Source organism: Pseudoalteromonas sp. NZS37, assembly GCF_015864265.1.
GTDB classification, from domain to species: domain Bacteria; phylum Pseudomonadota; class Gammaproteobacteria; order Enterobacterales; family Alteromonadaceae; genus Pseudoalteromonas; species Pseudoalteromonas arctica.
On sequence record NZ_JADYXL010000010.1, the window covers coordinates 1 to 18,952 of the forward strand.

At 40.2% G+C, this 18,952-nt stretch carries 16 protein-coding genes; 11 read left to right on the forward strand and 5 right to left on the reverse strand.

What is annotated here, in order from left to right; all coding sequences use genetic code 11:
• Window positions 1–413: 413 nt before the first annotated feature.
• The gene (locus I6F47_RS16555; protein WP_197184210.1) at window positions 414–941 is read right to left on the reverse strand and encodes a sugar O-acetyltransferase; all 528 of its coding nucleotides are present in this window, start codon (window positions 939–941) and stop codon (window positions 414–416) included.
• A gap of 159 nt (window positions 942–1,100) precedes the next feature.
• Here I6F47_RS16555 and I6F47_RS16560 point away from each other — a divergent pair, with 159 nt between their 5' ends.
• From I6F47_RS16560 to I6F47_RS16595, 9 genes are all read left to right on the forward strand, one after another.
• Entirely contained in the window at window positions 1,101–1,865 is a 765-nt protein-coding gene (locus I6F47_RS16560) for a DeoR/GlpR family DNA-binding transcription regulator (RefSeq protein ID WP_197184211.1), read from the forward strand.
• 46 nt (window positions 1,866–1,911) lie between these two features.
• The gene (gene glmS, locus I6F47_RS16565) at window positions 1,912–3,732 is read left to right on the forward strand and encodes a glutamine--fructose-6-phosphate transaminase (isomerizing) (protein WP_007580413.1); all 1,821 of its coding nucleotides are present in this window, start codon (window positions 1,912–1,914) and stop codon (window positions 3,730–3,732) included.
• A gap of 112 nt (window positions 3,733–3,844) precedes the next feature.
• On the forward strand, window positions 3,845–5,032 hold the full coding sequence (locus I6F47_RS16570; RefSeq protein WP_197184212.1) for an alpha/beta hydrolase-fold protein: 1,188 nt from the start codon (window positions 3,845–3,847) through the stop codon (window positions 5,030–5,032).
• Between the two features lie 262 nt (window positions 5,033–5,294).
• A complete protein-coding gene (locus I6F47_RS16575; RefSeq protein WP_024589673.1) occupies window positions 5,295–5,699 on the forward strand; it encodes a DUF6088 family protein in 405 nt (134 codons plus the stop codon).
• Window positions 5,696–5,818 carry a hypothetical protein gene (locus tag I6F47_RS20690; RefSeq protein ID WP_269208787.1) on the forward strand — a complete coding sequence of 41 codons (123 nt, stop codon included), beginning with the start codon at window positions 5,696–5,698 and terminating at the stop codon, window positions 5,816–5,818. Before I6F47_RS16575 ends, I6F47_RS20690 begins: the two co-directional genes overlap by 4 nt.
• Window positions 5,819–6,294: 476 nt before the next feature.
• Complete coding sequence (locus I6F47_RS16580; RefSeq protein ID WP_196812459.1) at window positions 6,295–7,332, forward strand: virulence RhuM family protein; 1,038 nt, start codon at window positions 6,295–6,297, stop codon at window positions 7,330–7,332.
• Window positions 7,333–7,594: 262 nt separating this feature from the next.
• Window positions 7,595–8,674 (forward strand): hypothetical protein, encoded by a 1,080-nt coding sequence (locus tag I6F47_RS16585; RefSeq protein WP_024589671.1) that lies wholly within the window; start codon window positions 7,595–7,597, stop codon window positions 8,672–8,674.
• A gap of 280 nt (window positions 8,675–8,954) precedes the next feature.
• Window positions 8,955–9,092 carry a hypothetical protein gene (locus I6F47_RS16590; protein WP_231388427.1) on the forward strand — a complete coding sequence of 46 codons (138 nt, stop codon included), beginning with the start codon at window positions 8,955–8,957 and terminating at the stop codon, window positions 9,090–9,092.
• A gap of 77 nt (window positions 9,093–9,169) precedes the next feature.
• Window positions 9,170–10,471: a DEAD/DEAH box helicase gene (locus I6F47_RS16595; RefSeq protein ID WP_197184213.1), complete on the forward strand. Its 1,302-nt coding sequence runs from the start codon at window positions 9,170–9,172 to the stop codon at window positions 10,469–10,471.
• Window positions 10,472–10,568: 97 nt separating this feature from the next.
• Here I6F47_RS16595 and I6F47_RS16600 read toward each other — a convergent pair whose 3' ends face one another.
• Both I6F47_RS16600 and I6F47_RS16605 read right to left on the reverse strand, forming a co-directional pair.
• Entirely contained in the window at window positions 10,569–11,972 is a 1,404-nt protein-coding gene (locus I6F47_RS16600) for a 5-methyltetrahydrofolate--homocysteine methyltransferase (protein WP_197184214.1), read from the reverse strand.
• Between the two features lie 32 nt (window positions 11,973–12,004).
• Window positions 12,005–14,413, reverse strand: coding sequence for a TonB-dependent receptor (locus tag I6F47_RS16605; RefSeq protein ID WP_165723073.1), 2,409 nt, complete (start codon window positions 14,411–14,413; stop codon window positions 12,005–12,007).
• 141 nt (window positions 14,414–14,554) lie between these two features.
• On the opposite strand from I6F47_RS16605, the gene I6F47_RS16610 reads away from it, so the two are divergent.
• Complete coding sequence (locus tag I6F47_RS16610; protein ID WP_165723077.1) at window positions 14,555–14,971, forward strand: MerC domain-containing protein; 417 nt, start codon at window positions 14,555–14,557, stop codon at window positions 14,969–14,971.
• A gap of 135 nt (window positions 14,972–15,106) precedes the next feature.
• Complete coding sequence (locus I6F47_RS16615; protein WP_165723074.1) at window positions 15,107–15,940, forward strand: alpha/beta hydrolase-fold protein; 834 nt, start codon at window positions 15,107–15,109, stop codon at window positions 15,938–15,940.
• 452 nt (window positions 15,941–16,392) lie between these two features.
• On the opposite strand, the gene I6F47_RS16620 is transcribed toward I6F47_RS16615, so the two are convergent.
• On the reverse strand, window positions 16,393–17,934 hold the full coding sequence (locus I6F47_RS16620; RefSeq protein ID WP_165723075.1) for a BCCT family transporter: 1,542 nt from the start codon (window positions 17,932–17,934) through the stop codon (window positions 16,393–16,395).
• On the reverse strand, window positions 17,921–18,826 hold the full coding sequence (locus I6F47_RS16625; RefSeq protein ID WP_165723076.1) for a homocysteine S-methyltransferase family protein: 906 nt from the start codon (window positions 18,824–18,826) through the stop codon (window positions 17,921–17,923). The genes I6F47_RS16620 and I6F47_RS16625 overlap by 14 nt, the downstream gene beginning before the upstream one ends.
• Window positions 18,827–18,952: the final 126 nt, after the last annotated feature.

The following is an 18,952-nucleotide window of genomic DNA, read 5'->3' on the forward strand; positions in this document are numbered from 1 at the left end:
GAAACGAAACAGCGCCGATGATAGTGTAGCATTTGCTATGTGAAAGTAGGACATTACCAGGCTTCAAATTGTAGAAAGCCCGAATCTAACGATTCGGGCTTTTTTACGTCTACAGAAAAGTGAAATGCGCGCAATAAATATACACTCACATCAACACCTAGCACGTAGGGCGGGCGAGCGTAGCGACTCCCGACACAATGATAGTGTAGCATTTGCACTGTTGCTCTCCACCGCTGTGGGCACTACGACATCACTAGGCTTCAAATTGTAGAGAGCCCGACTAGAAATAGTCGGGCTTTTTTACGTCTGCAGTAAAGTGAAATGTGCGCAATTAACACACCCTCACATCAACACCCATCACGTAGGTCGGGCGAGCGTAGCGACTCCCGACGAAAAGATAACATCGGTAATAGCTATAATGTTCTTATTTCACGAGCTGGGTTACCCGCTACCACGGTATTAGGCATTACATTTTTAGTAACCACAGCACCCGCACCCACAATACTATTTTCACCAATACTCACACCCGCTAAAATAATTGCACCTGCGCCAACCCATACGTTATTGCATAACGCGATAGGTGCTGCAAAGTTTTCCTTATTAAGCCTTTTTGCTGGATTAGTAGCATGTGACACAGCTAAAAGCTGAACGTTCGGGCCTATTAAGCAGTCATCACCAATGGTGATTGAGTGATTGGCTAATGGCGAGTCGAGAAGTGTGCAATTAATATTCATAAAAGTACGATCACCAATAACTATTTGATTGCCGTAATCGCAATGAAAACCTGATTCTATAATTACACCATCACCCGACTTTAAAAATAACTCTTTGATACGTTTTAAGTTGCCTTTACTTGGGCTCTTATTAAATAAACGGCAGGTTTCACCTGCTTGCTTTCGCTGTGCTAAGTATTCTTTACTGATACTGTTAAATGACTGCATTGTATTTATCTTTATAACTTAATTAGTTATAGCTTACCGTACTTTTAGTTTTATTATTATTAGAATAAAACTGTGTTTTTTTTGCTCGTTCACTTGCCATTTAGGTTGTTTCGTTTAAAATCGCATAACTTTCGAAATGAAACTTAATTCACGAGCTTTATGACTAAACGAAACACACAGCAGCGTCGTCACAATATACTGGTTCAAGTTAATGAATTAGGTGAAGTAGCCGTTGAAAAGTTAGCACAGCAGTTTCAAACATCTGAAGTAACCGTTCGAAAAGATTTAACCTCGCTTGAAAAAAGTGGCTTATTACTTCGCCGCTATGGGGGTGCTATTGCACTACCTAAAGAAATTGTTAGCGATGAAGTAGATTCAAAGCGCAAAGTCGCGATAGCAAAAGCAGCAGCAAAACTAATAAAAGATCATAACCGCATTATTATTGATAGCGGACGCACTACGGCAGCTATGATCCCTGAGCTTGCTGATAAGCGAGGGCTAGTTGTTATGACCAACGCTATTAAAGTAGCGAGTCGTTTATTAGCACTCGAGAATGAGCCAACACTTTTGATGACCGGTGGAACATGGGATCCGCATTCTGAGTCGTTTCAGGGGCAAGTTGCCGAAAACGTATTATGCTCTTACGATTTTGATCAGCTATTTATTGGTGCGGATGGTATAGACGTAAAGCGCGGCACAACGACTTTTAATGAGTTAGTTGGTTTGAGCCAAGTAATGGCAAAAGCCGCTCGTGAAGTAATTGTAATGGTTGAATCAGATAAGATTGGCCGAAAAATACCAAATTTAGAATTACCGTGGAAAATAGTAACCACATTAATAACCGACGATGGCTTAGCAGATGATAAACGCAAAGCAATTGAGGCGTGTGGTGTAAAACTAATTTGCGCAGAGATTATTGAATAGTAACTACAAAGTGAGTTACTAGAATTAAAAAATTAATGGAGACACTATGTGTGGAATAGTTGGGGCAGTTGCAGAACGTCCAGTAAACAAAATTTTAGTTGAAGGCCTTAAACGTCTTGAATACCGTGGTTATGACTCAGCAGGCGTAGCATTGCTTGATGGCAACACACTTAATACTGTTAAAGCAGTGGGTAAAGTAGTTAACGTAGAAGCAGCTCTAGAAAAAGCAGGTGTTAGCGGTCATACAGGTATTGCACATACGCGCTGGGCAACACATGGTAGCGTTACAGAAGCAAATGCACACCCACATGTATCAAACAACCAGTTAGCACTTGTGCACAACGGTATTATTGAAAACCACGCGAGTCTACGTACAGCACTTAAAGCAGATGGTTACGAATTCTTATCAGACACTGATACAGAAGTAATGGTGCATTTAATTCACCAACTTCGTAAACAACACACAACGTTACTTGCATCAGTACAAGCAGCCGTTAAACAGTTTGAAGGCGCTTTTGGTACTGTTGTATTTGATAAAGACAACGACAACGAAATCATTGTAGCGCGCTCAGGTAGTCCTCTTGTTATTGGTTTAGGCCTTGGCGAAAACTTTATTGCGTCTGATCAGTTAGCATTACTACCTGTTACTCGTAGCTTCATCTTTTTAGAAGAAGGCGACGTAGCACGTATTACACGTGACACAGTAGAAATTTTTGATGCAGACGGTAACGCAGTTGAGCGTGAAGTGATTGAATCAAACATTACGCAAGATGCATCAGGCAAAGGCGATTACCGTCACTACATGCTAAAAGAAATTTACGAGCAGCCACTTGCTGTACGTAATACTCTTGAAGGGCGTTTAAACGACGACCGTGTGGCAATTGATGCCTTTGGCGAAAGCGCTCAGCAAATATTTAAAGATGTAAAACACGTACAAATTATTGCCTGTGGTACGTCTTACCATTCAGGTATGGTTGCACGTTACTGGCTTGAGCAATTCGCGGGTGTTAGCTGTAATGTAGAAATAGCTTCTGAATTTAGATACCGTCAGTCGTTTGTTCATGAAAATAGCTTACTTGTTACTATTTCTCAATCGGGTGAAACTGCCGATACGCTAGCTGCATTACGCCTAGCTAAAGAGCAAGGTTACATGGCCTCAATGACTATTTGTAACGTACCTGGTTCATCGCTTGTACGCGAATCAGACCTTGCCTTTATGACTAAAGCAGGCGCTGAAATAGGCGTGGCATCTACTAAAGCATTTACTACGCAGTTAGTTGGTTTGTTAATGCTTACTGCGTCTATAGCTCAGGAAAAAGGGCTTGATCAAAGCGCAATTGTAAATGCAATTAAAGTACTTCCAGCTAAGTTAGAAGAAACATTATTACTCGCTGATGGTATTGCAGATCTTGCAGAAGAGTTTGCTGATAAGCACCACTCATTGTTTTTAGGTCGTGGCTCGCAATACCCAATTGCAATGGAAGGTGCGCTTAAACTTAAAGAGATTTCGTACATTCACGCAGAAGCTTACGCAGCGGGCGAGCTAAAACACGGCCCATTAGCACTTATTGATGCCGACATGCCAATTATTGTTGTAGCACCAAATAACGAATTGCTAGAAAAACTTAAATCAAACGTAGAAGAAGTACGCGCACGTGGCGGCATTATTTACGTATTCGCAGATAAAGATTCACACTTTGAGTCAGACGACACAATGCGTGTAATCAACGTAAACCACACTGACGACATTATTGCGCCAATTGTTTACACCTTGCCATTGCAGCTACTGTCGTACTACGTAGCGGTAATTAAAGGCACTGACGTTGACCAACCACGTAACTTAGCTAAATCGGTTACGGTTGAGTAAAATCAATAGGTTGGTAATTACCTGTTAAAGATAAAAAGGCGCTCAATGCGCCTTTTTTTGTACCTCAAAGCCTGTTAGATTAAATAACACACTATTTTATAAAGGATTAGTCATGCGTTTATTAACCGCTGTTTTTATATGTAGTTTATTTATATTTTATTCTAGTAGCACACTTGCAGAGCCTGATTTAAAACAGCAAACCATTGGCTATCCGCAACACACACATACATTTAAATCGGCTGTTTTAAACGAAGAACGCACAGTTGTCGTTCAGTTACCTAAGAGCTATCAATCTGAGCCAAACAAGGTATATCCTGTTATATATCGCTTAGATGGCGCGGGTAATATACCGCTTGCCAGTGCTGTTATTGAGCGCTTACAAAATAATAATCGTGCGCCTGAGGTTATTATTGTCGCTATTGAAAACACTAATCGCTTAAGAGATTTATACCCCACAGTTAATAAAGAGCCACAAGGCCCGGTAGGTGAAGGCGGAGGCGCAGCAAAGTTTTTAGCATTTATTGAGCAAGAGCTTATGCCCTTGATTAATAAAAGCTATCGTACGCATAACTTTAATGTGATTGCTGGAGGCTCAGCAGCAGGCGTGTTTGCACTTTATACTATGCAAGCTAACCCTGAGCTTTTCCAAGCGCATATTGCTTACAGCCCTGCCGTTTGGTGGAACTATGGCGCATCGGTAAAAAGTACAAAATCGTTTATAGCTAAAACGAAAAAGCTTAACAGTTACGTTTACATCAATATCGGAGAAGAAGCTGGCATAATGCGCGAAAGGTACGATGAATTGCAGCAAGCTATGCAATCGTATAAAGTGCGAGAGCTACGCTTCTTTAGTGATGCGTTTGATGGTGTCTCGCATAACCTGACTTCGGTTGCTGGTTCATTTAATGCATATCACAACTTATTTTTGCCTAAACAAATGCCCATAAGTGATTTAACTGACGATGTAGCCTCTATTGATGCTTATTATCAAAACTTATCTCAACAATGGGGCGAGCAGATTGCGCCACCGGATCGCGCTGTTAGATCACTCGGTTATAACTTAACGGGCAGCAAGCAATTTGACCGTGCTATTGAAGTGTTTAAGTACAATATAAAAAATCACCCAAAATCAGTCGATGCGTTTTCAGCCTTATCTTATGGCTATGAAATGCAGGGTGATACTCGCCAAGCGCTTGAACAGATGGAGTCTGCTTTAGAGATTGCAGACGACTCATATCCTTATATAAATTACTTAAAAGAAAAAAAAGCTAGGTTGCAAACAGGACTAAGTAAGAGCTAATAATATTGTCAACTTAGTTGATGGATTCTTATTTAACGAACATTATTACGTTGCTTACTAAGGCTTTATCAATAGTTAGGTCGGTTGCAATTTATAGTTTATGTCAGTTTTGTTTAACTTATTTATATCTTCCTATAAACAACAGCTTATGTTTTTATCTTGATTTTTTTTGCCGTGTTTTTTCTTTTTCAGTGCCGTATTATTTTTAGGCAGAGGTGATTTGGGTTATACTAAAACAAATCATTACGTAGGAGAATTAACCATGACTGCAACTGACCGTATTTATCAAAAAATAAAGCGTTCTCGCCGCTATGTGTTTGAACGTAAAGATTTCGACAATTATGCAAGCTACGATCAGGTTGGTCGTGTGTTAAAGCAATTAGTCGATAAAGGCATACTGATGAAAATTGGCTATGGTTTATATACTAAAGCAATGATTAATAGTCTTACTAACAGTCCGATGCCAACAAGCCCTGGCGGCACTGATGCGATCATGCGTGAAATTTTAAAGTTACGCGGTGTAGACTTTGAGATGGATGCGATGTCATTGAGGAGCATTAACGGTAAATCTACCCAAATACCTGCGTCCATCAAATACAGCTGGAACTCTAAGCAATTTAACCGAAATCTTAAAGTTGGCAATAGGGTATTGAGTTATCGTAAATGAGTATCCCAAAACTGACAAAACAGTTTATTGAGGCATCTGATGCATTGGATTTAGGTAATCCATCGATTCCAGAAAAAGCTTATTGGGTAACCTTTAATTCATTCAAGCACCTAGAATAAAAGGATTGTTCTAAACACATTAATTAAGCGCGGGATAAACCTAAGCCTATAAATATCACAAACCTGTTCGTAACTTGTAGCTCAAAACTTGCTGCTGTTACCTAAAAGACATTTAAATCACTAACCCCTACTTCATAAGCTCTAAATACGCTAAAATTGCAGGCTGTATTTTTCAACTTATCCAACCATGAAAAACCTACTTGATAGAGCCGCAGATGAATGCCCTTTTGGGGTTGGCCATTTTCGCTAATGCGGTGGTTGAAGAAAATAAGAGTGCGTAATTTTATTATTTGTAATTACAAAGGTAGTTCTACTAAGATTGCAATCAGAGGCTGTGGACCTGACATCTAAAGATCATAGTAAAATTTGAACACGATTGAGAAGTAGCAAAGCAGCTAATTCAATTAGGTTTTGAAAAAACTAGGAAAAACATGTTAACAGGCAAACTTAGTTTAACTGAATGTAACGGATAAAAAATGACTGAATTAATATCGGATGAAAAAGCGCCGAATGGTGAGTTTCTTTTTTTTACCTCTGAAGATGGTAAAGCAAGGGTTGAGTGCCGTTTTGAATCTGATACCTTGTGGTTAACACAAGCTTCAATTTCAGAGCTGTATCAAGTAACACCTCAGGCTATTACTCAGCATATTAAAGCTATTTTTGATGAAGGCGAACTTGAACAAAATTTAACTTGTAAGCATTACTTACAAGTTCAAATGGAAGGCGGTCGATCTGTGGAGCGCAACAAGCTGCACTATAACCTTGCTATGATTATTGCCATTGGTTACCGAGTTAGGTCAAATAGAGGTAACCAATTTAGACGCTGGGCCACGCAAACCTTGCAAGAGTACCTTATTAAAGGGTTTGCAATGGACGATGAAAGGTTAAAGAACCCAGCCGTTGATAACTCTTTAGTGCCAGACTATTTTGATGAAATGCTTGAACGCATTCGTGATATTCGCACCAGTGAACGTAGAGTGTATTTACGGGTGCGTGAGATATTTGCGATGGCTGCAGATTACGAGCCCAGCAATAAAGAAACAACACATTTTTTTCAAAGTATTCAAAACAAATTACACTATGCCACAACCGGTATGACCGCAGCTGAGCTTATTGTTACACGCGTAGATGCCGATAAACCCAATGCAGGATTAACCGTTTTTAAAGGTGATGAAGTACGTAAAGGCGATGTGACCATCGCTAAAAATTATTTGACCCAAGAAGAAGTTAGCGAGTTAAATAGAATTGTTACTATGTGGCTTGATTTTGCTGAAGATCAAGCACTACGTCGTAAGCAAGTGTTTTTAAATGATTGGGATGAAAAACTAGATAGCTTTCTTGAATTTAATGATCGAAATGTATTGCAAGGCAAAGGGCATATTTCGAAACAACAGGCAGATATTAAAGCTAAACAGGCTTATGAAAACTATGAAGCAAAGCGCCGAGCTTTAAAAGAAGAACAAGGGCTACAAGACAGTATCGCCGCGTTGCGCGCCATAACGAAAAAGCAATAGTAGCAATTAGCAGATACATTTCACTATTTCCAATCAAGGATGTCGAACTTTAACTTTTTATCGAAATGCTCTGAGTTACAAAGCACACTAAGTAGTAGAACTATGAAGGATAAAAGTACGTTTTGGGAATCTGATTTTTAATTTTCTTCATAAAAAAGTCGGCTGAGGCGAATGATTATTTAGGTATATGAGACCAATATATTTGCCTTAAAAAGTATTTCTCGTTAGCCTCGGTGCATTATTATTTTCTGTGATTTTTGTTATGAGTGAATACCAGTTATATCAATTTCAAGCCATTGATGCCCCTTTAACGCATCAACAAAAACAGCACATGCAAGGTTTATCTTCACGGGCGCAAGTTACCGCTTATAGCGCGCAATATCAATATCACTATAGTGACTTCCCCGAAGATATAAACACGGTGTTATTGTATGGTTTTGATTTGGCGCTGTATCAAGCCAATTGGGGAGCTGTGCAGCTATTAATTCGGTTACCCGCAGGGTTAGTGGATGTAGATAAATTACGGGTATTTAGCATTACTGATTTGATTAGTGTGTACGAAGAGCCAGATTCAATTGTGCTTGATATTAGTTTTGATGAAGAAGGTGGTCGTTGGATTGAAGGTAGGTGTGAGCTGGCTGAAATAGCAGACATCCGTGCCATGATACTTAATGGTGATTATCGACCATTGTATTTAATGTGGCTAAAAGTAGTGCAATGGGAAAGTGATGTTGCTGCCGCTAGCATGATGATACCTGCTGGTTTTAACTCTCTTGAACCATCGTTGCAAGCATTAGCTGAGTTATTTGAATTAGAGAGAGACTTGATTACTGCTGTTGCTAAATGTAGCCCTGAGCTTTCAGGTGTGCCTAAGTTAATGACCTTGGGTAGTTTATCAGCACAAGAGTGCACCGACTGGTTGCAACGATTGTTGGATGCAGAACCATTGTTAGTGGAAAAACTCACCCAGCGTTTGACGCTCAATACCGATGAAGTTGCATCTTCTGATCCCGTAACAGTGAGTTCTTTATTAAAGCAAGCGGAGCAAATAAAATCGCAGCGTGTAGCAGCGATAGCTGAAGCTAAGCAGCAAGAGCGCTTGGCATACCTTACATCTCTTATACCTAAACAAACGCAGCTTTGGCAAACGGTGCTGGAGTTGATAGAGCAAAAGCAAGCCAAGCCCTATGACCAAGCGATTATGATATTAGTCGATTTGTCTGAGTTAGCTCAAATGCAGCATCACAGTGCTGAATTTAAAGTGAAAACAAATGAGTTGCTGGCACGTTATTCAAACCGTTCAGCACTAAAGAGTAGATTTAAATCAGCCCAATTACTTTAATTTTTATCCCCTAATTTTGTAAGGAAATAGTTAATTTAGATATTGTAACTTCAAAGATCATTATTACGGTGCTTAATAACGTTTTGTAAATAATTAGGTCGATTGCAATTATAAATTCATGTCTGTATTAGAGGATGTATTTATAATTCTTTTAAACATGAAGTTATGTGTATGTCATTGATGGTTTTTGTCGTGTTTTTTATTTTATTTATGCCGTATTATTTTTAAACAGTGTTTGATTCAAGCTATATTAAAAAATCATAACGTAGGAGAATTAGCCATGACTGCAACTGACCGTATTTATCAAAAAATAAAGCGTTCTCGCCGCTATGTGTTTGAACGTAAAGATTTTGACAATTATGCAAGTTATGATCAAGTTGGTCGTGTGTTCAAGCAATTAGTCGATAAAGATATTTAAATCACTAACCCCTACTTAATAAGCGCCAAATACGCTAAAATTACAGGCTACTTTTTTAGCAATAAGCCCACAATTTTATGACCTCAGCAACAAGCCCTAGCACGTTTACCGAACTTGGCCTTATTCCAGAGCTATTAGCTCGTTTAACCGATTTGGAATATACCCAGCCTACGCCAATTCAAGCTAAGGCTATACCTAGTGTGCTTGCGGGCAGTGATTTAATTGCAGGGGCAAATACTGGCTCAGGTAAAACAGCAACGTTTGCGCTGCCAATGCTACAAAAAATGTTTGTTGAACAAGGCAGCAAAAGTGCAGCCAGCAAAGGCAACTTTGTAACAGGGCTTATTTTAGTACCTACTCGTGAGCTTGCTACGCAAGTAGCCGATAGCGTTAAGTCGTATTCTGCTAACTTTAATGGTGCAATTAAAACGGTTGCCGTGTTTGGTGGTGTGTCGGTTAATACACAAATGCAGGCTCTACGCGGCGGCGCCGATATTATTGTGGCAACACCTGGTCGCTTACTTGATTTAATCTCAAGCAATGCGATTAAGCTCGATAATGTAACTACGCTTGTGCTTGATGAAGCCGACCGTATGCTAAGCCTTGGCTTTACCGAAGAGCTGGCTGACCTTTTAGCGTTAATGCCTGCTAAAAAACAAACCATGTTGTTTTCAGCAACTTTCCCTGAGCAAGTTAAGCTATTAACGCAAGAGCTTTTAAACGACCCAGTTGAAATACAAGTACAAAACAAAGATGAAAGCACCTTAGTACAGCGTGTTTTTACCGTAAACAAAGGTGAAAAAACCACAGTTTTAGCACATTTAATTAAAACGCATAAATGGCGCCAAGCGCTGATTTTTGTGAACGCTAAAAAAGACTGTGAGCATTTAGCGGCTAAGCTTGAAAAACGGGGTGTTAATGCACAAGTGTTTCATGGCGATAAAGGCCAAAGTGAGCGAACTCGTGTAATAGAAAAATTTAAAGCGGGCGAAATCGAAGTACTTATCGCAACCGATATTGCTGCACGTGGTTTGGATATTGAAAAGCTGCCAGTGGTAATAAACTTTAATCTACCACGCAGTCCTGCTGATTACATGCACCGTATTGGTCGAAGCGGCCGTGCTGGTGAAGTAGGCTTAGCGCTTTCATTGGTTGATTATGAAGATTTGCATCACTTTAAAATAATCGAGAAGAAAAACAAACTACGCCTAGAGCGTGAAGAAGTAACCGGTTTTGCTGTAAACCAAGCAAACCTTGATGCAGCTGATGCGCTTAAAAATGAAAAGCCAATGGCAAAACCAGAAGGCACAGGCAAGAAAAAGAAAAAAAATAAAGCCGATGATATAGATGATGTATGGAGTGGCTGGCGCCGTAAGTAACAATAGAGCTAAATAAATAGCTGTAAAAACCCGTAATTAGTAAACCTAATTACGGGTTTTTTGTTTTGTGGCTTTAATTTAAAGCGTTAGTTTTAAATTAATGGTCGTGACCTTCATCTTCTATTTCTTGTGCAATCCCTAACCAGGTAATGCTTGCAGGTGGAAAAGTTAACTCTAGCTCACTTTCAATTTCTAGGTCTTCTAGGTGCACTTGCACTATGTGTTGAGCAATTGGGTCGGCAATATAAGCAAACTGACCACTTTGCGCCACTGTCATACTAAAGCTCATTCCTTCGGGCATTGTGGTTACGTCTGCTTGAGTAATATCTACTTGGCCTGCGAGTTCCCAGTGCATTTCACCGTCATGTTTATGCCCAGTAAGTACATTTAAAAAGCCTAGGCTGTCGAGTATTAAAAAGTGTTCACCACTGGCTGAAAAAGAATAAGAAACAGCACTTGCGCCATCAGCAAGTTGCCATTCTACTTCTTCCATTTCGGCATTTTCAGAATGAATACTCAGTAATACTGAGCCACTGCCATCATGCCCTGCGGCAATACCAAAAATTGTGTCGTTGTTTTTATGGCCGTACAAAGTACCAATGCGCTGATCGCCTACGGCATCTATATTTACAACTTTTTGAGCGCTGTATACATCACCTTGCTGATGGGCAATCAATACACCATCACCACAACCAAATACAACATAATCGTGATTTTGTGCTGCGCCGTGTAAATCGGGGCAGGTTATTTCAAACGTTTGCTCTAGTTCGTAATTACCATCGTGAAGATGATAAACACCCACTTGATCGGGAAGTACTTTGGCATTAGATGTATTACTTGCATCGTCGCGGCGAATGGTTGAGAGTAAATGCTTGCCGCGAGGCTCAGCTACACCATGCATGTTAATGTCGTAGTTAATGCCCGTGAGTGTAGCTGTTGTATTGGTAATATCGTTATCGGTTAGCACTTCTACTGAGGCAGGCGTACCGGTTTCTGCATCGCCATCGTAAAATATTGCTAATTGCCCGTCGTGAGTTATTAAGTGTGTAGGGCGACTACCACTTGTTAGCTCGTAGCTGCTAAACGCAGGGCCTTGCTCATAATCATGCAAGTGCTCTGCGTGATCTTCGCGCCACATACCGCCGTCTATAAACCCTAGGTAATCTTGAGTACGATTAGCAATAACAGCATAACGAAAGCCTGGTGATGCAGATAACGTGTTTGAGTCATTGTTTAGTGTAAATGTATCAAGTAATTCGTGGTTGTCTAAATCAAAAAAGCTAGCTTCGTTACTGTCACCTGCCAGAACGGCAAGTCTGCCAAGTGAGTCTATGGTATAGCCGTCGTCATGGTCGTGATCATCATCATCATCATGCTCGTGCTCGTCTTCTACAACAATAGGATCTTTTTCCACAATGTTGGTTTGGGCATCGCCACAGGCCGTAATAAATATAGCGCTAATAGCGAGTGTAATAAGCTTTAATTGATATAGTTTTTTCATGTTTATTTCCTTTAATTATAATTTTTTAACGCTTAAAAATAACCGCGAATACCTAGCGCAAAACTACGTCCTGGACGTGGCGCTATGTCCTTTACAAACGAGCTGTGCACGCGTGCTTCTGTATCTGTTAAGTTAGTGCCTCGTAGGTACACAGACATATCTTGGTTTAACACTGAAAGGTCGTAAGAGATGCTCGCATCAACTAAGGTGTAACCGTCTGTGGCTGTTTCTTGTGGGGCTGTGCGGTCTTGCTTTTGATAGCGAGTTACATGAATATGCGCACTGAGTTTATCTGTTTGATAGGTTAGCTCGCTGCCAAAACGAAGCGGTGGTGTACGGGGTAAATCGCCGCCGTCTTTAAGGCGTGCACGAACGTAGTCAGAGAATACATCTAGCTTAAACTCATCTGTTAATTGCCACGCAATTTGCGCTTCAAAACCATGTAAAACTACATCATCTGTTTTAAATAAATAAACGGGTAGCTCTGATGAATGGTCGTGCTCGTCAACGCCTTCTTCATCGCCATGGTCGTGTCCACTTTCGGCGTATAAACCGGTGTCTATTTGGTAATAGTAGTTATCTACTTGGTTGTAAAAGGCATTTAAAATAAAGCCAACATCGCCTTGAGTTTTACGTAGGGTTAAATCGATATTATTGGCTGTTTCCAGGTCAATTGCTTGTTCAGATAAACCCAAATGGCCATCTTCATCTAAATCAAATAGTGCGCCTACTTCGTAAGTGCCAGTGCCAATATGCGGCCCAAACGATAACAACTCAGAGGTAGAAGGTGCGCGTTCAGAGCGCGATACCGACAGCCCTAAGTTATAGTTAGATGTAAAATCCCATACTACCCCTGCCGATAAACTGACTGGCGTAAATTCATGCTCTACATCAAATACGCGAGTGGTTTCTGCGCTTTCTTCGTGGTCATGATCATGCTCGTCGGCTTCTTGCGCTTCATCGTGTGCGTGAGCGTCAATATTTGGCAGTAATACGTCGCCTGCTTCAATTGTTACACGCTCTATGCGCCCACCTAACTGCACTAAAAAATTCCCAAAGTGCCTTTCTTCCATTAACGCTACAGCAAAGCTTTCGGTCTCTGATGGAGGAGTAAAGGCCTCTTCACCTTGTGCTTCAACATCGCTTTGCTTGTAATGAAAGCTAATACCGCCATTCCATTCGTTAAATTGGTTATGCAGTAGGTCTATGCGTAATTCGTTGGTTTCGTTTTTAAAGGTAGTGCCAACAGCGCCGCTCTCAATTTCAGCGTGTTCGTAGTCGGTATGGCCAACGCGCAGATTTATTTTGTTTAGCCATTTATTATCTAGGTTGTACTCACCTAATAATTGCACTTTAGTTTGCTCTAAATCAGCAAATACGCTTTCTTCTTCGTCGTTGTGTTCTTCCTCTTCTTCCTCGCCGTGCGTATGACCAGGAATACCGTATTGACGATTAAATTGCTCTACTGCTAAGCCAATAAAGCCGTTATCCATTAAATAGCTAGCGCCAACAGTAAAACCGTCAGACTCTTCATTACTGTTTTCAACTTTATAGTCACCACGATGCTCTTCACCGTCGCTATCTATATCGGCAGCTACAGGTACCCCGTAGTCATCGGCCTCACGCCAAAATGCATCGGCGTAAAAAGCCACCGAGTCTGTGCCTGTTGTGGCATTAAACGAGGCCACTTTTTGGTTATCTACCGAGTTATGTTCTAGGTTCCATTCACCACGCGTGGTGCTGTCGGTAGGTACGCGGTTATCTACTACATTAACCACACCACCAATTGCGCCACTGCCATAAAACAGCGTTGCAGGGCCGCGTAATACTTCAATTTGTTGTGCGGTAGACGCCTCCGATGCAACAGAGTGATCGGGGCCAACGCGCGAAACATCACTTACATCAAGGCCATTTTGAGTAATGAGTACACGCGGGCCGCTTAAACCACGAATAATAGGCGTGCTGGCTACTTTACCGTGAAAATTTGTATTAACGCCTGGGAGTTTTTCAAGGCTGTCGCCAAGGGTTGCAGCTTGTTGTCGTCTTAGTTGTTCGCCAGATAAAACACTAACAGGCGATGCAGATTCCATTGCCGACATATGAATAGGGGTCGCTTCAATATCAATAACTTCAATAGGCGAGCGCTTTAAATTAAAAGTAACCGATTGGTTTTCATCATTAGTTATTGTTATATCGCGATGAAGATGCGCATAACCAGGGGCTACAACGTGAAGCTCTTTTAAGCCATTTTTTAGTTCTGTTATAACAAATTTACCGTTTTCATCGGTGGTTACTTTAAGATCTGAGCCTTCAACTTCTACCGTTGCATTGGTAACTACTTTACCTTTGTTGTTTAAAACAACGCCTTCTATTGTGGATGCAAGCACACTAGCCGGCAATAAAGCTGCTATGAGAACAGCTAATTGTGATCTACGTTTCATTTGACTACCTTGTTGGATGTTATATTATATCAATTATGCGAGTAATGTTATAATATATCAACAGTAATTAACTGATGTTATTAAAATGTCTCCTTAAAAGTAACGTTTTTGAGTGGAGACACTGATTTAGTAGAGGAAATAATGAAGTCGAGTCAAAGTGTTATGGATCGTATGGCAATAGGGTTATCGGTAATGTGCACAGTGCATTGTTTTGCAACCCCGGTTATTTTAGCGTTATTACCAAGCTTTGCTGTACTGCAAATAGATAGTGAGCAATTTCATTTATGGATTCTTGCGGCGGTAATGCCAACCAGTTTGTTGGCATTGAGTTTAGGCTGTAAAAAACATAAACGTACACGTTATATGGTGTCTGGTGTAACAGGCTTAGCTTTTATGATATTTGCCGTATTGCTAGGCCATGAAGTGCTCGAAAAAGCGCTAACCTTAATAGGCTCAGCGTTTATTGCTGTAGCCCATTGGTTTAATTATCAGCAATGTCTTAAACAGAATGACGACAACTGCCCGTGTTCAGGCAGTGAGCCAGATCAAGTGGTTTAATGCTATAAGTGCAGGTGGTTTAAACGAAAGCTATACTGGCACTTTAAACTTTGTTCTTTTGGATAGCTTAAATATTCGCTAAAAGTACTTTAAAGTAGGTACTTAATTTATTTTTAGCTTAGGTTAACCAATACAGTGCCTCTTATTTTAAAATCTCTTTTGCTTTTAAGCGCCTTAATATGTTTTAAATTAAGCGCAAATACCCCTTATTCAATACCCCGAAGTAACGTGGTTGAGCTCATTGAGCCCGTTAGCGAGCGGGCGTATCCTGTGTATATTCAGCTTCCTAAATCATACCAAAAGCAGCCTAATAAAACGTATCCAGTTATTTATGTAACCGATGCACCGTATACCTTTCCCATCGTTGCTGGGGCTACACGATTCCCTATGAATAGTGGCAAAATGCAACAGGCTATTATTGTAGCAATTGGCTATGAAAAAGGGTCCGCTGGCTCTAACAGCCGAATTAGAGATTACACGCCTACCTTTGCAAAAGATTGGAAAAAGCAAACAGGTAATGCCAAAGGGCATATTCAGTTTTTACAAAGTACAGTTTTCCCTTTTATTGAAAAAAACTATCGGGCCAGTAACTTACAAAGAACCTACATGGGGCATTCGTTAGGCGGTTTATTTGGCGCGATTATTTTATTAACGACACCCGATTTATTTAGCAATTATATTATTGGCAGCCCATCGGTTTGGTTTGATAACAATGCACTATTAGCGTTAAAAGTGAATAAGCCAAAATTGCCTATAAGGGTATATATATCAGTTGGATCTATGGAAACGCCAGCTTTCGGCGAAGAGCAAAATATGGTTGAAGGTGCTAAGCAGCTAACGCAAAAAATTAATGCGCTTAAAAGTGACAATATAGAATTAAAAAGTGTTGTTATTGACGGCGCTAATCATGCAACCGCATTTCCAACAACAGCAATCCAAGGCTTAGATTGGATACTTAGGAAAGAATAGTAGAGCATTAGTTAAATATTACTTAACCCGACATCCTGAAAGCTATTCTTACTTTAGAACCTGTGGATTAGAAATGTTTCGGCTTCACTGGAAAACGAAACATTTAACGAGTTTCAACTTAATAATTTTGAACCGTCAGTTATGTTTAATGGAGTTACTAATTATAAAACCCAAGAATCGATGCATATAATTTGTGATCCAAATACCAAAATTAATACAACTTATACAAGTCAAAGTGCGCAAGTGACGTCTGCAAAAAGCCTAAAAGATCATATAGAAGATGGGTTGTATGAAGCGAATCGAAAGCGTAATTGCCGTATGCAGAAAAATCTTTCAAATTATATACAAGTCGTAGAACAGGTAGGTCAGCTGTCTTGATTTAAAAGTAAAATATTGGCCTTACAAAGTTATACATCTTGTAAGGCCTATGCTGTAATTAATCTAGATTTAGCTTAATTCACTTTAACCATTTCAGAATTTATACTTTCATACTGCTCAAGCGCTTCTATTTGATTTACACCCTTTAGTTGCATCATTAATTGCTTTACTAAAATCATGTAAATAAACATCATTGGCAGGCCAGCTACAACGCAGAGTGACTTAATGGTATCTATCCCACCACCGCATAAAAATACGCTAAAACTAATGAGTGCAATTGCACCAGCCCATAGGAGCTTAACTTTATGATCGGGGTCGCCATTTAGCTCTAGCTTATTAGTTGTTAACATAGCAGTGGCAACGCTTGCGCTTGACATAGTCGTTAGCATTAAAAAAAACTGAATAACCAAAAATAACACTAAGCCAATATTACCCGATGGTAGAGTTTGAATAAGTGACACTACAGCAAACGTTAAGCCGCCTTCGCTCATCCATTGTTGAACAGGTAAGCCACCAACTAACTGCGCCCATACTGCATAACCACCAAAAATTGATATAAAAAATGCACAGCCGAGCGAACCCATCGAAATAGTGTACAAAATAACTTCTTTAATAGTACGCCCACGTGAAATGCGAGTAATAAAAAGGCCCATCATAATTAAGTAAGCGTAATACCAAAACCAATAATATTGAGTCCACGATTGCGCAAAGCCGCCCTGTTGAACTGGATCGGTCCAAAGCGACATTCTAAAAAAGTTATCGAGCATGACACCTATTGAGTCAGTAAAGTTATTTAAAATAAACTGAGAGTCAGCTGCAAGTAATACAAACAGGGCAAAGCATATTGCAGCTATCACCGTATAGTCAGACACTTTGCTAATACCTTTTTTAAAACCAACAAGCATTACCGCAACGAGCATTAAAACAAACAATAAAATAATACTGCCTTGGAGTAATAAGCTATTTTTAATCTCCAACAAAGCAGAAATACCAGTACTTAATAAAGATACGGTAAGCGCCAGCGAGCTTGCGAAAGCTGCAAGGGTGCCAAAAATTGCCAGTAAGTCGATTGCTTTAGCGATAACTGGATTACTGCCTACTACCGGTTCACAAAGGGTAGAGAGCTTTAAAGTACGCTTTTTTTGTACATAAAATGCGTACGCAAACGGGATTGCCGGAAAGCAGTAAATGGCCCAGCCAGTCACGCCCCAATGAAAAATAGAATAAGTAACAGACCAAGCTGCTGCTGCGTAGCTATTTGGTTCGGCAAAAAGTGGTGGCGATTGCAAATAATACATCGGCTCACCAATTCCCCAATATATAAGAGAAGCACCTACACCTGCGGTAAAAATCATACCGCCGTACGAAAAGTTAGAGTGCTCTTTTTTTTCTTCACCTAATCTAATAGATCCGTACTTTGAAAAAGCTAACCAAAATAAAAAACCAACTAAAGCCAAGCTCACAAGTTCTACTAACCAACCAAACCAGCCTGTTACAAAGTGCATGGCGTTGCTTGCTAATAATTGTGACTGCTCCGGATATAAAGTTGAGATAACTAATAAGGTAATCACTAATGTAATTGCAGGAATAGCCAGCTCAAAGTTAAGGTTTTTCAATGGAATTTCTCCATTGCACGAGTGCTTCGATATGGCTTGGGTTAATTCCGCAGCAACCACCAATAATATTAGCGCCAAGGCTATGCCATTGTTTTGCAAATTCCAGATACTCGTCAGGAGATAAATCACGGTAGTCTTGCACTGCTTCATTTGCTTTGTGAGCACTTGAAATAGGAGTAAAGCTGTTAGCAAATGCGCCTAACGTTACTTTTTTATTTTGCTTAGTTAATACGTTATTAGTATCACGCAGTGCTTGCTCAATAACTTCAGGAATAGAGCAATTAAAGAAAATACCTGCAATGTTTTGCTGCTCAAGTAGTACGGTTATGGCATCGGTTACCAGCTCACCTGAACGCAGCGTTGCCTGCTCAGTTACTTCGTCACTTAGGGTAAATGCGTAATAACATGGCTTAGTTGAGCCTTTAAGTACGCTTGCCATTACTTGTGCTTCTTCAATACTCGATATTGTTTCGCCAAGCCAGAGGTCTACATGGAGATTTTGTGCATTGTATAAGGTATTTAAAATAGTAAAAGCACGTTCACTTTCAAATATATCGGGACGGTATGAACCAAATGCAGGTGGTAGTGATCCTGCAACCAGTACGTTTTGCTTTGCATTATTTGCTGCTTTATTAGCAATAAGGGCAGCTTGCTCTGCGAGTAACGCGCCTTGGCTTTCGTAGCGTTCTTCACCTAAATGAAACGGCACACAGGCGTAGCTATTAACCGTAATTATTTCGGCGCCAGCATCTATAAAACCTTGGTGAGCTTGTGCTACATATTGAGGAGCTTCTATAAGTGCCTGTGCACTCCAAAGTGGCTGTGAGAACGGAGCGCCAATGCGCTTAAGTTCACGTCCCATGCCGCCATCTAAAATCGTTACCTTTTTCACTTATGGACTTCTATATGTCTAAATATTATGGCGCTATTCAAACATATTTTTTAAAAAATCATAATGAAACTTCATCAGGTTGGGCATGAAAAAAGCTCAACCTATTAAAAGGGCACAAAAAAAGCG

Excerpts from the sequence above, each read along its gene's own strand:
- I6F47_RS16555 (WP_197184210.1), bottom strand. The coding sequence starts at position 941 with ATGCAGTCATTTAACAGTATCAGTAAAGAATACTTAGCACAGCGAAAG.
- I6F47_RS16560 (WP_197184211.1), top strand. The coding sequence starts at position 1,101 with ATGACTAAACGAAACACACAGCAGCGTCGTCACAATATACTGGTTCAA.
- glmS (WP_007580413.1), top strand. The coding sequence starts at position 1,912 with ATGTGTGGAATAGTTGGGGCAGTTGCAGAACGTCCAGTAAACAAAATT.
- I6F47_RS16570 (WP_197184212.1), top strand. The coding sequence starts at position 3,845 with ATGCGTTTATTAACCGCTGTTTTTATATGTAGTTTATTTATATTTTAT.
- I6F47_RS16575 (WP_024589673.1), top strand. The coding sequence starts at position 5,295 with ATGACTGCAACTGACCGTATTTATCAAAAAATAAAGCGTTCTCGCCGC.
- I6F47_RS20690 (WP_269208787.1), top strand. The coding sequence starts at position 5,696 with ATGAGTATCCCAAAACTGACAAAACAGTTTATTGAGGCATCTGATGCA.
- I6F47_RS16580 (WP_196812459.1), top strand. The coding sequence starts at position 6,295 with ATGACTGAATTAATATCGGATGAAAAAGCGCCGAATGGTGAGTTTCTT.
- I6F47_RS16585 (WP_024589671.1), top strand. The coding sequence starts at position 7,595 with ATGAGTGAATACCAGTTATATCAATTTCAAGCCATTGATGCCCCTTTA.
- I6F47_RS16590 (WP_231388427.1), top strand. The coding sequence starts at position 8,955 with ATGACTGCAACTGACCGTATTTATCAAAAAATAAAGCGTTCTCGCCGC.
- I6F47_RS16595 (WP_197184213.1), top strand. The coding sequence starts at position 9,170 with ATGACCTCAGCAACAAGCCCTAGCACGTTTACCGAACTTGGCCTTATT.
- I6F47_RS16600 (WP_197184214.1), bottom strand. The coding sequence starts at position 11,972 with ATGAAAAAACTATATCAATTAAAGCTTATTACACTCGCTATTAGCGCT.
- I6F47_RS16605 (WP_165723073.1), bottom strand. The coding sequence starts at position 14,413 with ATGAAACGTAGATCACAATTAGCTGTTCTCATAGCAGCTTTATTGCCG.
- I6F47_RS16610 (WP_165723077.1), top strand. The coding sequence starts at position 14,555 with ATGAAGTCGAGTCAAAGTGTTATGGATCGTATGGCAATAGGGTTATCG.